Raw genomic sequence first — 14,652 nt, forward strand, 5'->3', positions numbered from 1 at the left:
TTTCTTTTTTCATAGCTTGAAACGTTTAGCGGACTTATCTGCTTTTTGCTCGTGTTCTTCACTTACCAAAGCGACTGCCTGAGCTGCACTCGGCGCCGATAGCACAGACAGGCCTTTCAGTTCCGATTTTTTCAGCAGCTGTCCAAATTGGTCTTTCCTTGCAACCTCCATTGCGCTTAGGGAAAATTTGCCTTCAAGGTATTTTACCAGCATAATGCATCGTACATTGGGCTTGTCCGCGCCAGACCATTGCAGGTAGCCTGTCAGCAGCAAGTCTTCTTTGGGTAAACAGTCTGTTTCTTTTCGGCAGCTTTCAAGGTATTCCCCGATGCTGTCTTTGAGCTTTCCGGCGTGCGCACCCTGCGTATGGAAATAGCCGTTATATCCTTTTTCATTCAGGATTCTCGCAAATGCGTCTAAATCTAATAATGCTTCCATGAGACTTTTTTTTTAGCGTTCAATGACTTCTATGTCCCTGTTTTCAACCACCGCAAACTTTTCAATAGTAAAGCCCTGCGGGTTATTGTCCGAGCGCACCGAGTTGACCAGTAGGCAGGATGTAACCAGACTGCGCCTGGTTACATTGCTCGAGCGTATGATAATCTGCCTTGCATAGCTCCGCACCGCATACGGGTATGTCTCGAAATTGCAGACCACACTGTCCATCTCGATACGCTGCTGTACATTGCCCGATATGATACGGCTGTAATAGCCTTTCTCCAAAAGGTCCTTGTAATAGTCAAAGGCGCTTTTATCGGCAAGGTTAAATGCCCTTTTCATGTTGCTTTCAATGGCGTTTTTGTCAGGTGCCAGGGTAAAGAACAGCTCGTGAAAGCGCCTTACGTGCTCGCGGGCTTCAACCGGACGGTTGATCGAGGCGTCCTGGGCAAGTGCCAGCATGAGCGATTTGCCATTGTCCAGTACATAGATTTTCTGGCGCTGTAGCTCGGCAAAACCGTACGATTTCCAGAGGGCGTATCCGGTCACCGCTGCACAGAGCCCGGCAAACACGATGGCGTAGAGCCTGATCTGCCGGAAACTGTTTTCTATATTTCTCAGTGTTTTAAATTCCATTTTATCGAATATTTATAGTTATTTATTGATCAGCCTTCCGGCAATGTTGCCTGCGGCCGAACCTGCTCCGGCGCCTGCGATATTTCCGGACTTCATGGCAGTCTGGTGGATGTTTCGTGAAAAGTTTCCTGCGCCTCCTGCCTGTATAATCCAGCCTGTCACCGTCGGGATGGTAAAATAGCCCACGATACCGATGATCATAAAAATGATGTGCACCGTGTTTGACGTGTCAGGAATGAAAGAAGGATCGGCAAGCATTTCAATGTCCTTTTCAATGATCAGTGACTGGATCCTGGCCAGCATTGAGCTGAAGAGGTCCGCTACGGGAAGCCAGAGATAAACGCTGACGTACCGGGTAATCCACTGGGTGAGTGTTGACTCAAAGCCGTCCCAGACTGATATGGCAAATGCAATAGGGCCAAGGATCGAGAGAACGATCAGAAAGAAAGTCCGTATGGTATCGATCACAAGCGCCGCAGCCTGAAACAGTATTTCAAGCAGGTTGCGAAACCATTCTTTTATTATTTTCTCTATCTGATAGGTCTGCCTGTCCATATACATTCCGGCCATAGTCCCGATATCCGAAGGAGACCAGCCCAGCTCGTCGAGTTTTTTGTCGAACTCCGCGTCCGATACCATATAGGCTGTCTCGGGATTGCGGATCATCGCTTCATGCTCCAGCTGGTCTTTTTTTGCCTGCAGATCGTTCAGGTCCAATACCTGATCTTCCAGAATGCTGTGCGTTCCCTGGACTATCGGGCTTAATACGGCATTGATCGTGCCCAGTACGATGCTCGGGAAAAACATGATGCAGAGCCCAAGTGCAAAAGGGCGCAGCAGCGGGTAGACATCAATAGGTTCTGCCCGGCTGAGCGCCTGCCAGACTTTCATTGCCACAAAAAACAGTGCCCCGAGCCCTGCCAGTCCTTTGGCCACCGCCGCCATATCGGCGGAGAGTGGCAGCATCTCATCATAAAGTGAGCGGAGGACCTGGTGAAGATTATTAAATTCCATATCACCAGTATTTTTGGTCAGGAGTGCCGTAAAGCTCAAGCACCCTTTTGGTGCTGTTCTGCTTTTTAGCGCGCAGGATACTGACCGATATATTCTTGTTGGTATAGTAGCGCACCAAGCTGTGGTATTCTTTAACCTCCTTGTATACGCGGTCAACAATGTCCATGCGTTCCTTATCACTGAGCGACAAGCTTGATGAGGTTACAATCTGCTTGAGTTCTTTTAAAAGCTCGGTACTCTCTCCCAGCAGCGCCGAATACCCCTTGGCAATAGCGGTTAGTTCCCTTGCCGAAAAGTTAGGGTCACTGAGCATCCTGCCGAAATTCTGTACATACATCTCCGATACATCCCCCACCAAGAGTACTGTCTGCTGTACCTTGCGGGCGTCTTTTACCAGATTATTGATGGCCTGCAGCTTGTCATAATATTCCTTGCCCTGCTTGTACACCTTTTCGACTTCCTTGAAATTTTTAACAACATTGCTGACTGTTGAAGAAGTCTGTATGATCTCGTTTGCGCTGTTGAGAATCCCTGAGGCCAGGTTGGCCGGGTCGGTAACCACGAACTGCGCTTTTGCTGATGGTGCAGCGGCAAGCATAATTGCCGCAGACACCATAAATAATATTTTTTTCATTTTTATAGATTTAGAATTATTAGTAGTTATGGATTTTCCTGCTCGCGCCTCCTTATGGCTATCTGTTTGATGGCGAGCTCTACATTTCCCCCAAGTTCCGAGGCAAGCTGCATCACTTCCAGTTTTTCGGTTTCTTCGGTTGTGTAGGCATAATATTCTTCTAGGCTGACTTCTGTGGCATAAACCGCGGAGTGCGTTCCTCCAAGTCCGATCCATACTTCCTTGTAAAGCCGTGATGCATCATTGTTCATATTAATGGAAAGCACCTGCGCCTTTTCCTTATCGGTCAGCCCCAACATGGCCTGGATGTCATCAAACTTGTTCATGTATTTGCGCTGGTCAAGCAGGATCTTGCAGTCCGAATTGTTGATGATGCTTTCCTTGACAATAGGGGACTTAATAATATCATCCACTTCCTGGGTGACCACAATGGCCTCTCCAAAGAATTTGCGGACAGTCTTGAAAAGATACTTGAGGTATTCGGCCATTCCTTCCTTGGCAATGGCTTTCCATGCCTCTTCAATAAGGATCAGTTTACGGATGCCCTTGAGCCTGCGCATCTTATTGATGAAAACCTCCATGATGATTATCGTCACAATGGGAAAAAGGATTTTGTGGTCCTTGATCGCATCAATTTCAAACACTATAAAACGTTTGGACAGCAGGTCGAGCTGTTTATCGGAATTCAGCAGGTAATCGTATTCGCCTCCTTGGTAATAAGGCTCCAGCACATTTAGGAAATTGGCGAGGTCAAAGTCTTTTTCCCTTACCTGCTTTGCTTCCAATACCTGACGGAAATCCTCCTTTACGTAACGGTAAAAACCATTAAAAGAAGGAAATGCATCAAGTTGTCTGATCCTTTCAATATAGCCGCTCACCGCATTGGAGAGAGCCACTTCCTCGGAGCGCGTAGGCGGCTCGTCATCACGTTTCCATAAGGTCAGTATGAGGGTTTTGATGCTTTCCCTCTTTTCAATATCGAAAACCCCGTCATCGGTATAAAAAGGATTAAAGGCAATGGGATTGTCCTCGGTATAGGTAAAATATACCCCGTCTTCGCCTTTTGTCTTCGCTTTGATAAGTTCGCACAAACCCTGATACGAGTTGCCGGTATCCACAAGCAATACATGGGACCCTTGTTCATAATACTGCCGCACCATATGGTTGGTGAAAAATGACTTGCCGCTTCCCGAGGGGCCGAGTATGAACTTGTTGCGGTTGGTAATAATACCGCGTTTCATCGGCAGGTCCGAAATGTCCAGATGGATCGGTTTCCCTGTAAGCCTGTCCGCCATCTTGATGCCGAAGGGAGATGGTGAATTATGGTAATTGGTTTCCTCTGTGAAGAAACACAAAGCAGGCTCGATAAAAGTGTAAAAGCTTTCCTCGCTAGGGAAATCTCCCGCATTTCCTGGCATTCCCGCCCAATACAGTGTAGCGGTATCAGTCGTGTTATGCCTTGGCTTGCATTCCATAAGGGCCAGTGCGCTCCCGCAGTCGTTCTTCAGCTGTTTGAGCTCGGATGGGTCGTCCGACCATGCCATGATATTGAAATGCGCGCGGATGGAAGACAGCCCAAAAGAATGTGCCTCATTGAGATAGCGTTCGATCCATTCTTTGTTGATCTGGTTCGCGCGGCTGTAGCGTGCCAGCGAGTGCATGTTTCGGGCTGACTTTTCAAACTTCAGCAGGTTCTCCTCGCTGTTGTCCAGAAACAGGTACTGGTTGTAAATGTGGTTGCAGTTCAGCAGCAGTCCCACAGGCGCGGCAAAAGAAAGACGGCAGTCACTGCGGTCGGTGGAAAGTTTTTCATATCGCGTATCAGCTGATACAAATGAGGGCAGGTTGTCGGTGTCAGAAAGCGTATGCAGGCACAGCCTTTTATTTCCCACACGGACCTCTTCGCTGCCCAGCGCAATATCCTGCAGCGGGCTTCCGGTTTCCCTTGAAAGGGTCAGGTACTGTTCCAGCAGTCCCTGTCTGTCTTCAGATCCAATAATGTCTTCTTCGCTCATCCGGCTGATTTTGACAAATCCGCAGTCGTTTATAATGCGCTCAAACTGCGATACGGCTTCCATAAAACGATGTATGGCTTCTTTATCCCTGATTTCTTTTGGTATCAATGCACCTTTGCACAGCGAGGAGAAATTGCTCTGCATCCTCATGCGCTCTTTGGTGGTCTTGGTCAGAAACAGGTAGCAGTAATGGTTCAGGAACGGACGCTCATTAAAGTGCCGCTGATAAGACCTGGCCAGAAAACTGTGGTCATCCTTATCTAATTCAGGATCATAATTTTCCCTGATGTACCAGTCCTGTTTATGGACGACCGTGAAATCAGGCAGGGTCTTAATGGCCTTATGCCAGGCAGAATGAATAGCCTCATACTCGGCGGAGGCCACCGTAAAAAGCTCCGGCAGCCTGACTTCAAAGCAGGCAGTAATATCGGCATCCTTGGAAAGGATGCAGTTGTTCTCTACTGCCAGCAGTGGAAACCTGCTTTCCAGTGTTGTGGTCTTGGCTGTATTTCTCATACCGTAGTGGGTTTAGAAGTTGACCTTAAGCAGCGACGTACCGGTTTGCGGCAGATGATGTAACGGGGATGCCTTTTTTTTGCTCCGATTTTCATCAGTCCGTGTTCACCGTACTTTCTGTTGAGCGAGAAGGTCTGCCACACAATCAGCGAAGCACCGCCTGCCCCAAGAAAAAGACAGATATAGGAACTGGTTCCGGCCATATACAGGATCATGACCAGGATAAGTATTCCCAGCAGCCCGCCTGCGAAAATGAAAAGGTACTGTGCCTTCAGCCCCCTGAATTCAACTGTCCTTCCAATACCTTTGTTGATGTTGTACGTATCCATAGTGCAGGGTTAAAGGAAGAAGGAGCGTAGTATTGTAGCCGCCACAATAAGAAAGATACAGGCTCCGAACCAGCTTGCCGCGGTTTTTGAGGTGTCGGGATCACCGCTGCTGAATTTGTTATACACTTTAACCCCGCCAATTAACCCTACTACTGCGCCTATCGCATAGATAAGCTGAGTGGCCGGGTCAAAATAGGAGGTGACCATCTGGGTGGCTTCCGTAATACCTGCCGTACCATTTCCCTGCGCAGATAACTGAAAGGATGACAGCACAACGATTGCTGCCTGCAGGATTTTTTTTCTTTGTTTTTTCATCATTAAACACTTTAGATTGTTACTGTATTCCCGCACTATGCGGGTTCTGACGACAAAAGTGTGATGAAAATTAAGTGCGTGATGTAAAGTGGCTTTCTGTGGAACTAATTGGCAGCCAGATGTAGGGAATCTAATTTTCAGGCCAAAAAAACGTCGAAACGCGGTAGTTTCGACGTTTAAATTTTTTCATTAAAAGCAAGTGATAAGCTAGGATTTGTGTTCTTTAGTACTTAATTCCCCTAATAAATCAATCATTAAATAATAAAGGGGATTTTGTCCTCAGACAAAATCCCCAATATCAAAATCATTGAAATCATTTTTCCGCAGATAAGAAGAACCGGAATCCTTTTCAGAGGAAAGGCTGCCGTCCAGCAGCTCTGCTATTTTTCGGGAAGCACTTTCCATGGAATTTTCCAGCAGGCTGAATAATTCGGTTCCTTGTATTTTTTGAACTAATGCAATGGCTGTTTCCTTTTGGGATGGCTCTAGCTTGTCCTTTGTTAGCAGCATCCCTACAGCGCTTAATTCCTCGAAGGTAACCCCTTGGGCAAAACCGTCATTCCATGCCGACATTCCATAGCCGATCCATTCTTCTTCTTCTTCTTCTTCCAAATCGGGCTGATTTCTGAAAACATCGTCCAGTTCTTCCTGCGGAATTTCTATATCAAAATCTTCTTTGTCGATTTCAATATCAAAATTAACGGTTTGTTGTTTCTTATTGCTGCGTGGGCGCTCAGCGGCACTCTTTGGCGTCGAAAGGCGTTGTACCATTTTAGGCTGTCCCATAACATTGGGCAGTTTATGACTGGGCTCCCCCCGAACAGGCTTCTCCTTTTTCCGTATCTGAATACTAATTTTATCATGCAGAAGCAAGGCTATTACAACCAAAAGGCATATCAAAATCAACGTTTCCATAATTAAAATATAGGTTTATACTTATCATTAAAACTTGAGATAATCTGCTCACCAAACTCCTGAAAATGATATTCGAGCAGATTGTCCAGATACGCGTAAATGCTGACCTTATCCTCTCCAATAACCTGTACGATACGGGTGAGCTTCTCATGAAAATCCGGCCGGATATATACTGTTTTTCCTTCACGGGCGTTGGTTCCGGACTTTTTGAAAAATAGGCTTTCGTAATTTTCTTCGCCCAGTTTTTTGATTTTGCTGCGCTCTTTCGGAAAATATTTGTCCTTAGATTTTTTTATAACGTCTTTAGGTTGCTCGGAAGGAAGCTGTAAACCTTCTTTTTTTACCCCCTCTACCATCAGGTTCATCATCATCTCTTCGTTAATTTCAGGAATGGCTTTTTTGTTATTGTATTTTTCCATGATCCTATAATTGGGTGATTCGTAAAAATTCTGTCATAAACTGGTCAAGACGGCACGTGCTCATCAGCCGCTCATCAGGAGGCATCAGGGTGGAACGAAAAACAGTTCTGGCATCTGCTTCGCTTTCTTTGCGAAAACGGGTGCTGTTCATGATCTGGCAATCCATTAGGCTTAGGCCTAGCTCATCAATAAGTTTGTTATAGAGCTTGTACAGAGGGGAGCGTTCACGGCCGTCCACCTGATTCCAAAACAGGTTGATTGTTTTTATTGACGTATCTCCCTTTTTCATAATAACATCCTTCATTAGCTGGGTAAATATAAGGGTGCTTTCCATCACAACGCGATCCGCTGTGATCGGCGTAAAAATGTGATGCATACCAGCAAGGGCTTTCAAAATGCCCGGCGTGTTTACTGTTCCCGGAAGATCAAAAAAGATATAATCAACAGGAGTAGACAGAGAATCTAAAAAGTCATGTGCCGCCTGAAGCACTCCTTCGGCTTTATGCTGAAAGATCGGATACGCTTTCTTGTTGATTGCTGTAAACTGCCTGAAGGCAGCCTTTTTTAAAAACTCATTTTCCATGACCATTGATAAATCCCGGTCTTTCATTTTCATGAGACTGTGTTGCGGGAAGTCGGCATCGAATACCGCCACATTGTAACCAAGGCGGTAATGCAGGGTACTGGCGGCAAGCGCAGTAAAGGTGCTTTTGCCCACACCCCCCTTTTGGGAGGAAAAGGCAACGAATACGGGTTGATTTTCTGTTTTCATTTTTATGTTATTTAATATTTACTTATATCTGTACGCGCAGTTGTAAGTATCCAGGTGGACCTTTCAGTGTGCACTTATGCACTTGACCATATACTTACATGATGTGGTATTGATGTATTTACAAGAGTAGATGCATTTTTATCGGGTTATATGCATTGATATGTATTTGTGATCCTATTTATATACAAACCCAAATCTGTAAATCTGGCCCTGTACAGGTGTATGCATAATTGATAAATTACGTCCCAACATACTTACATCCCTGCGCCTTTTTGCACACACAAAGAAATGCAGGTATATATGTGCTTCATTTTAGCTGGCATTAATTGGCGTTCAAAGACTTTTTTTGGTACTCTTCTGACTTATAGTACTTTGATAGAGAGTGCTTTCTTTTGTACTGTGATATTTACTAACGGACTTATGCAAAAACAAATAAACATTTCTGGCAATAAAGAGGACAGCTTAAGGCTATCTTTCCTTCTATATTTAATCCGTCCCGAAGGGCGGATTTTTGTGTTCGCCAGAACACGGCAAGTTGTGTTTTGAGGCACTCGAAACGGAGTTCGTGCCCCAAAACAACTTGCCCTACCGGGGGCTGGAAAAACCTTCCGAAGTCAGGTTTTATTGCAGAAGTTATAATCGATTTAAGATGAAAGAAGAAAATAAAAGAAGAGGCGGCAAAGGGGGCAGGAATCCGAAAATTGATCCCAGCATACACAGACATGTTTTTCGTTTGACTGAAAAGGAAAATGCGAAACTGTTATCGCTATATGAATCGTCAGGAATGCACAATAAGGCAAAATTTATCATATCCCTTTTATTTGGAAAAGAAGTGAAGACAGTTAGAATAGACAAGGGAACAGTTGATTTTTATATGCGGCTGACCACATTGCACAGTCAGTTCCGGTCAGTAGGAGTAAATTATAATCAGGTCGTGAAACTTTTGTACCGTAATTTTTCGGAGAAAAAGGCGGCAGCATACTTGTACAAGCTGGAAAAACAGACTGCCGAATTTGCCGCATTGTGCCAAAAAATTATCCTGATTGTACAGGAATTTGAGGAAAAACATTTTAAAAACGATAAATTAATTTAAAAAGCGTTCAATTTCAAATCTGTAGAAGTCATTAACTGAGTTTTTATACGCTTCAAATTCTGGACGTGAACGCAGATTATTGTATTCGTCAAAATATAAATATTGCAGCTGGCTGTCATTCTCAAGTCTGGAAATCAGACTGACACTAAGGCCTATTTTTGATAGATCGATTTTAGTCTGGTCCGTTGTACCGTAGATATAGGTATTGTAGTCATCCACGGAAATAAGTTTATAGTCATATAACATGATTATAAATTTGTTCAGTTTGAAACTAATAAAATCATCCTCCATCTTCAGTTTTATAATGGCTAAATTAATCAGTTCCACATCCGTTTTTGTCCCTAGGTTAATGTAAAGTTTTGCTTCTTGCTGGCTTTCGGTCCTGCCGACTTCGCCGTACGTTTTCCCAAAAAAGGTCAGGGGATTCCTTTCAGCAATACGTGTCTTAAAATAGGTAAACATACTGTTGACGTTTTCCTTGAGCGCCTTTTTCTGACTGATTGTAATATGATAATCATAGTATCTGCGTGCCTGCGGATATTGAAGCCGCTTAAATTCCGCATCTTTGACATCGGCATTATTTATGAATATGTAGTTGATCTTGCCCATCATGTCAAGCAGTGTCCAGCCCGGGCTGCTTCTAACCATTCCCAGAAGCTGGTCGAGCCTTCGGCAAATAGTATCAAGATCATCGTAAAAATTAGAAATTCCGGACTCTATGAGATACTGCTTAACGCTTTCAAAAGAGTTCTCAGGCGTTTTTGTAAGGAATGTTTCATCCTCCTGCACCTGGACGAAATGATCTTTTTTCCGGTCTCTTTCGCTTTTGGTCAGTTTGTCCAAATTAAAGGTATCAAGAGTTGGGTTGTGTACAGCATCCTTGAAAATACGGCTGCGAAGCAGTCCGATTTTTGCAGCCATCTTTCCGTCTTTCCTGTTGAAAAGCGTACTGTTAACAAAGTGAACCGTTGGAAGCAGCTTTGTAAGGTCATTGGAAGCGGATGAAAAAATAGTATTTAAACGATTGACCCTGCCGATTAGGTTTGTCAGTTCCTTTCCTCCAAGTGAATAGGTGTTTAATATATAAAGATTGTCGATCGGCAGGTTCATTCCTTCCAGGATCACAGAGTTTGCAATGATGTATTTAATTTCCGGGAGATCTTTAAACTTGCTTTCCAAATATTCTTTGATAAGGTCCGGCAGCTTGCCGTGAAGGTAAATAATCCCGTGCTGCAGATGGTTTACCGCGTAGAATTTTTCATGAACCTCCTGCTTTAGGATTTTTATAAGTTCGTACACAGGCCCCGAGCTGTCAATTACCGGAAGGTGGCGCGTCAGTTCTTTGGCAGCCAGTTCTATGCTAACGGGCCGATAATTATACAGGAAATTTTTCTTGGTAGAAGTGGCGCTGATGTAGGCAAACATATCTTTAAAATGTCCCACGCCGTACTGTTCATTAACGAACCTGTTATATACCGTTACATTTCCATTCACGTTAAATTCATATATCTCAGGCTCTTTTATGTTGAAAGGAATTTTATGCTGGCTGATACTTTGCTCCTGTGCAACCTTAAGGCTGTGCGCATCCTCAATCAGCGGGGAAAGGTAGACCACATTCTGATCGGGGTTTAGTGCGCGGTTTTTTGCCAGCAGCCGTGAAAGTAGAATACTGCGAGGGTCATCCTTTAAAATATTATGTGCCTCATCAATAAATAGCACATTAAAAAAGATGGCATTTTTGCTTAATAGGCGTAATGCACGCTCTTGGGTAAAGACTGCGATAAAAGAATCCTGGCCCTGGAACATTTCATCATGAATGATAATTTTTTTACCAAGACCTGCATTTCGGACCATCTTATAGGTCTGCATAAGAAGTGACTTGGTAGGTACAATGATGGCGATCCTGCTTTTTACTGATGCATATTTTTTGATATAATCTACAATAACGGAACTTTTACCGAATGAAGTTGGGGCTACATAGCTGACTTCTAAAGTTTTGTCGGAAAGCAGCTTTCGCTTACTGTTGTATTGATGTACGGTTTCTATATATTCCTCGTGCCTGTAACGCTCCAGTTCAATGCCGATGCAGTGGTCTTCCAGAGATTCCTGTTCCAGCAGTCCGTCGTTCAAAATTGCTTTGGCAACCGGATAATAGCCGAAGTTGGCTGAGAAATCATAAAGAGGGGCGTAGTCCTTGTAGCGGGTACTGTACTTTAGTATGATATAGTAGGCGAACTCCGCATAGCTTGTTAACCTGTTGTCGAGTTCGTAATTTTTCAGAAATATGATAGCGCAGCCTAAAATATATACAATTTCCTGATGGGTCAATTCAGCACCAATGGTCAGTTTTTCCATTGTTGTCCTGAATGATTCAATTTTATTTATATCCGTAAGTGCTGCTTTTTCTGTCTGGTTCATAAATAATTAAGGTGTTGTCAAGTACTGCCAAAAAAGCTGCAAGGATTTTTTAGTCACGCAGACAATCTTGATTTTTTTAAAGTCAAATTTTGAAATCGTATTCTCAATCTCAGTTTCTAATGCGGCAGTATCAGTTGCGGTCCATGTGCCGTTTAGAAAAATTGTCGAGCCCGGAATTATGTTGAAGTCGTTAATCTTATGATATACTTTGGTGTCAAACTCTACAGTAAATTTTTTGATGTTTGCCCTTACATTTGAATTAGCCCCCACATCAATATGAGATGCATGGTTATAAGCCTCCCGCCAGGGATTATTCGGGGTATTTCCGGCTAATTTCTCCTTTAGGTCATTGTATGATTCTTTTACTTTTGAACCATGTGAAACTCCTGCGGTGGTACTCATACCGGATTTGCTTTCCAAAATCCACTCTTCCTTATCATGAAAATAATAACCGTCAAAGCCCTTTTTAATAGAATTTTCCTCCAGATTAAAAAATAGAAATTGTGGTTCAAAACCTTCTTCATTTAAATACAGGTGTATAAAAAATTCAGCTATTGCTCCCATTTCTAAAGTCCTGCCTTTCTTTGGCGTAAGGTAATTTACAACGCGCTGCTTGACTCCGTTTAAATCGACAGTTACATTTCCCTCACAAATTTTAATGAATTTATTATCCAGCGAAGTTTTTAGCGCCGTATCGATATTTTCAATGTCTATAATACATAAATCATTGCCACACTTCAATTTTTTAATAGTTGCATTCAATGTTTTTCAAAATTAGACATGTTAGATAATCGGATAGTTGGTAGGTAAAAATATTAATAAATTATAAGATTATCCTTTAAGTTTTAATAAAAGAAATATGAACATCGTTTTTTATTAGCAAATATGCTGGAGATTATCCACGATATGTGCTGGGGCTTTCTGGTTTATAGTTATGATGAAGTGAATGCTTTTCAGTATAAGACGCAGACAACTGAAGCCATTGGCGACCACTGTTAAAACTTGAAACTCCTTGGGCTTACATTTGAGATAACGCCGGAAGTGCCGGGATCTCACTATTTGAATTGTTTAGTTAAAAATGCTGGATCGCCATCAGCGGTTCTTTATAAATAGAAATGGAATGATAGCGAAAATAGGAAGAGGAAGCAATTTGTATGGTACGCTGGAATATAACCTGCTCAAAGTCCAAAAAGATGAAGCGTCTGTTGTCTTTACAAGTAAAATAATTGAGACAGTAACCGGTCAGTATTCCGCGGCCCAGCTGGCCAGATCGTTTCAGACTTTGCTGGCATTAAACCGAAATACTGAAAAACCTGTAATACACATTTCACTCAATCCAGATCCAAAGGATATCGTAGACGATGACAGATTCAGGGAAATGGCAGCAGAATATATGGTAAAAATGGGATACGGGCAGCAACCTTTTGCAGTATTCAAACACACCGATATTGAGCGTGAACATATCCATATAGTAACAATCTGCGTAGATGAAGAAGGCAAGAAGATTTCGGATAAGTTTGAGAAGAGAAGATCTATGGCCGTTTGTCGCGAACTGGAAAGAAAGTATGGACTGATTTCCGCGCAGGACAAAGCTCATGGGCAGCAGGGCAAAATATTCAATCCGGTGGATTACAGGGCAGCAGATGTTAAAAGTCAGATAGCAGCGGTAATTAGGTATCTTCCCAAATACTATCAATTTCAGACTTTGGGCGAATACAATGCCCTTCTTTCGCTGTTTAATATTACTACGGAAAAAGTGGAAAGCCACTTACACGGAAAAATTAGGCAGGGCTTACTATATCTTTCATTAAACGAAAATGGAGAGCGGGCAGGACATCCGCTGAAAGCTTCTTTATTTGGAAAGAATCTAGGACTTCCCGCTTTAGATATCCATTTTGGCAGTTGCAAAAAAGCTTTAAAAGAAAATTCAGGCACAATAAAACTTAAAGATACAATAAGGGTTGCATTACACTCAACTGATAACGAAATGGATTTTAAAAATAAGCTACTCCATCAGGATATAAATACAGTGGTTCGCAGAAACGAAACGGGGCGTATTTATGGTATCACTTTTATAGACCATAATTTCAAGACAGTATGGAACGGTTCGCGTTTAGGGGCTGAATTTTCAGCCAATATTTTTAATAAGCAGTGGAGTAACGACATAATACAGAATACAAAAGAATCGCTGGCCGTCAATTCAAAAATAGTCATACATAATTTAGATGATCTTCCGGATGATAATCCACACGAACTTTTTAAGTTTTTAAATAATGAAAATGGTGCTATAAGCCAGGAAAACAATTTTTCATTAGGAGCTTTTGGAGGACTGCTGCCTGAAGCGAACGGGGAAGATTATGCGGAGGATGCTTTTGCTGCTAAAATGAAGAAGAAAAGAAAACATAATAGGGATAAATAAATTTTAAGGTAATAGTAACCATGCAACTATAAAGAGACTCTCAATCCCAAAGCATAACTCCAATACAGGATCCTCGGCGCGGCATGTGTCTTAAACTGGTATATGCCGTACATGTATAAGGAGCAAAGTATAAATGCTCCCCAGGTAAGCCCAAAGTAAAAAGCACCCTGCTGTTCTCCATAATCAAACATTGATGATACAACTGCTTTTACTACTATTGCGGGAATAATACAGCATATCATTACACAGAATGCCCAAGGCAATATCCAAAGCTTCCTGCTCTTTGCGCGCAGGCCTATGACAGTTCCTTTAAAGAAATAAATGATGCAGAAAATGACGTAGGTAAATAATAGAGCCAAACCCAAAATTCTAGTTTGGCGGGTTTCTTCCCCTAACAGATTTTGGGACAATATAAATCCGGCATAAAAGTAAATGCCGAATATAGCGCACATTTTTAATGCAAAAAAAAGTAAGGAAGCTATCCCAAACATTAATCCCATGGCAGCTTGGCTTTCTTCCATTTTCCGATTTTCATAATCTGTTTCGCTTTCGCCTGGAAAAGCATCAGGATAATTAGCATACATATTATTTTATGAATTGGCGATGATTATTTAAATTATTGTAAGTTGCTGATTTTTAGTTGTATAAAATTAATAAAAAAAACAATAAGTATTCTCGATTTCATTTTACAGCATAAAGCCAAAAACTGTCAAGCAACT

General features: G+C 42.6%; 15 protein-coding genes. 2 read left to right on the plus strand and 13 right to left on the minus strand.

Annotation, left to right across the window (positions count from 1 at the left end; genetic code table 11):
- Positions 1-9: 9 nt before the first annotated feature.
- The 10 genes from GXM16_RS12280 to GXM16_RS12325 form a co-directional block, all read right to left on the minus strand.
- Entirely contained in the window at positions 10-438 is a 429-nt protein-coding gene (locus GXM16_RS12280) for a hypothetical protein (RefSeq protein ID WP_163394732.1), read from the minus strand.
- Between the two features lie 12 nt (positions 439-450).
- The gene (traK, locus tag GXM16_RS12285; protein WP_163394733.1) at positions 451-1,074 is read right to left on the minus strand and encodes a conjugative transposon protein TraK; all 624 of its coding nucleotides are present in this window, start codon (positions 1,072-1,074) and stop codon (positions 451-453) included.
- A gap of 18 nt (positions 1,075-1,092) precedes the next feature.
- Positions 1,093-2,088, minus strand: a complete 996-nt coding sequence (gene traJ / locus GXM16_RS12290) for a conjugative transposon protein TraJ (protein ID WP_163394734.1) — start codon at positions 2,086-2,088, stop codon at positions 1,093-1,095.
- A gap of 1 nt (position 2,089) precedes the next feature.
- On the minus strand, positions 2,090-2,722 hold the full coding sequence (locus tag GXM16_RS12295) for a DUF4141 domain-containing protein (protein WP_095382658.1): 633 nt from the start codon (positions 2,720-2,722) through the stop codon (positions 2,090-2,092).
- Positions 2,723-2,748: 26 nt separating this feature from the next.
- Positions 2,749-5,253: a TraG family conjugative transposon ATPase gene (locus tag GXM16_RS12300; protein ID WP_163394735.1), complete on the minus strand. Its 2,505-nt coding sequence runs from the start codon at positions 5,251-5,253 to the stop codon at positions 2,749-2,751.
- Complete coding sequence (locus tag GXM16_RS12305; protein ID WP_163394736.1) at positions 5,250-5,582, minus strand: DUF4133 domain-containing protein; 333 nt, start codon at positions 5,580-5,582, stop codon at positions 5,250-5,252. Before GXM16_RS12305 ends, GXM16_RS12300 begins: the two co-directional genes overlap by 4 nt.
- Before the next feature lie 9 nt (positions 5,583-5,591).
- Positions 5,592-5,897 carry a DUF4134 domain-containing protein gene (locus GXM16_RS12310; protein WP_163394886.1) on the minus strand — a complete coding sequence of 102 codons (306 nt, stop codon included), beginning with the start codon at positions 5,895-5,897 and terminating at the stop codon, positions 5,592-5,594.
- 279 nt (positions 5,898-6,176) lie between these two features.
- Positions 6,177-6,812: a conjugal transfer protein TraD gene (locus GXM16_RS12315; protein WP_163394737.1), complete on the minus strand. Its 636-nt coding sequence runs from the start codon at positions 6,810-6,812 to the stop codon at positions 6,177-6,179.
- A 2-nt stretch (positions 6,813-6,814) separates the two neighbouring features.
- A complete protein-coding gene (locus GXM16_RS12320) occupies positions 6,815-7,231 on the minus strand; it encodes a DUF3408 domain-containing protein (RefSeq protein WP_163394738.1) in 417 nt (138 codons plus the stop codon).
- Between the two features lie 4 nt (positions 7,232-7,235).
- Positions 7,236-8,003 (minus strand): ParA family protein, encoded by a 768-nt coding sequence (locus tag GXM16_RS12325; RefSeq protein ID WP_163394739.1) that lies wholly within the window; start codon positions 8,001-8,003, stop codon positions 7,236-7,238.
- Between the two features lie 649 nt (positions 8,004-8,652).
- Here GXM16_RS12325 and mobA point away from each other — a divergent pair.
- Positions 8,653-9,096: a conjugal transfer protein MobA gene (gene mobA / locus GXM16_RS12330; RefSeq protein ID WP_163394740.1), complete on the plus strand. Its 444-nt coding sequence runs from the start codon at positions 8,653-8,655 to the stop codon at positions 9,094-9,096.
- On the opposite strand, the gene GXM16_RS12335 is transcribed toward mobA, so the two are convergent.
- Both GXM16_RS12335 and GXM16_RS12340 read right to left on the minus strand, forming a co-directional pair.
- Positions 9,088-11,514: a DEAD/DEAH box helicase gene (locus GXM16_RS12335; protein ID WP_163394741.1), complete on the minus strand. Its 2,427-nt coding sequence runs from the start codon at positions 11,512-11,514 to the stop codon at positions 9,088-9,090. The genes mobA and GXM16_RS12335 overlap by 9 nt on opposite strands.
- 6 nt (positions 11,515-11,520) lie before the next feature.
- On the minus strand, positions 11,521-12,276 hold the full coding sequence (locus GXM16_RS12340) for a Hachiman antiphage defense system protein HamA (RefSeq protein ID WP_208797382.1): 756 nt from the start codon (positions 12,274-12,276) through the stop codon (positions 11,521-11,523).
- Between the two features lie 358 nt (positions 12,277-12,634).
- Between GXM16_RS12340 and mobB the strand changes: the two genes are divergently transcribed.
- Positions 12,635-13,933, plus strand: a complete 1,299-nt coding sequence (gene mobB, locus GXM16_RS12345; RefSeq protein WP_163394742.1) for a conjugal transfer protein MobB — start codon at positions 12,635-12,637, stop codon at positions 13,931-13,933.
- A gap of 26 nt (positions 13,934-13,959) precedes the next feature.
- Here mobB and GXM16_RS12350 read toward each other — a convergent pair whose 3' ends face one another.
- Positions 13,960-14,517, minus strand: coding sequence for a hypothetical protein (locus GXM16_RS12350; RefSeq protein ID WP_163394743.1), 558 nt, complete (start codon positions 14,515-14,517; stop codon positions 13,960-13,962).
- Positions 14,518-14,652: the final 135 nt, after the last annotated feature.

It is taken from the genome of Flavobacterium limi, from assembly GCF_010645075.1.
Classification (GTDB): domain Bacteria; phylum Bacteroidota; class Bacteroidia; order Flavobacteriales; family Flavobacteriaceae; genus Flavobacterium; species Flavobacterium limi.

Bases quoted from the DNA above. Each gene is read 5' to 3' on its own strand.
- GXM16_RS12280 (WP_163394732.1), bottom strand. From the start codon at position 438: ATGGAAGCATTATTAGATTTAGACGCATTTGCGAGAATCCTGAATGAA.
- traK (WP_163394733.1), bottom strand. From the start codon at position 1,074: ATGGAATTTAAAACACTGAGAAATATAGAAAACAGTTTCCGGCAGATC.
- traJ (WP_163394734.1), bottom strand. From the start codon at position 2,088: ATGGAATTTAATAATCTTCACCAGGTCCTCCGCTCACTTTATGATGAG.
- GXM16_RS12295 (WP_095382658.1), bottom strand. From the start codon at position 2,722: ATGAAAAAAATATTATTTATGGTGTCTGCGGCAATTATGCTTGCCGCT.
- GXM16_RS12300 (WP_163394735.1), bottom strand. From the start codon at position 5,253: ATGAGAAATACAGCCAAGACCACAACACTGGAAAGCAGGTTTCCACTG.
- GXM16_RS12305 (WP_163394736.1), bottom strand. From the start codon at position 5,582: ATGGATACGTACAACATCAACAAAGGTATTGGAAGGACAGTTGAATTC.
- GXM16_RS12310 (WP_163394886.1), bottom strand. From the start codon at position 5,897: ATGAAAAAACAAAGAAAAAAAATCCTGCAGGCAGCAATCGTTGTGCTG.
- GXM16_RS12315 (WP_163394737.1), bottom strand. From the start codon at position 6,812: ATGGAAACGTTGATTTTGATATGCCTTTTGGTTGTAATAGCCTTGCTT.
- GXM16_RS12320 (WP_163394738.1), bottom strand. From the start codon at position 7,231: ATGGAAAAATACAATAACAAAAAAGCCATTCCTGAAATTAACGAAGAG.
- GXM16_RS12325 (WP_163394739.1), bottom strand. From the start codon at position 8,003: ATGAAAACAGAAAATCAACCCGTATTCGTTGCCTTTTCCTCCCAAAAG.
- mobA (WP_163394740.1), top strand. From the start codon at position 8,653: ATGAAAGAAGAAAATAAAAGAAGAGGCGGCAAAGGGGGCAGGAATCCG.
- GXM16_RS12335 (WP_163394741.1), bottom strand. From the start codon at position 11,514: ATGAACCAGACAGAAAAAGCAGCACTTACGGATATAAATAAAATTGAA.
- mobB (WP_163394742.1), top strand. From the start codon at position 12,635: ATGATAGCGAAAATAGGAAGAGGAAGCAATTTGTATGGTACGCTGGAA.
- GXM16_RS12350 (WP_163394743.1), bottom strand. From the start codon at position 14,517: ATGTATGCTAATTATCCTGATGCTTTTCCAGGCGAAAGCGAAACAGAT.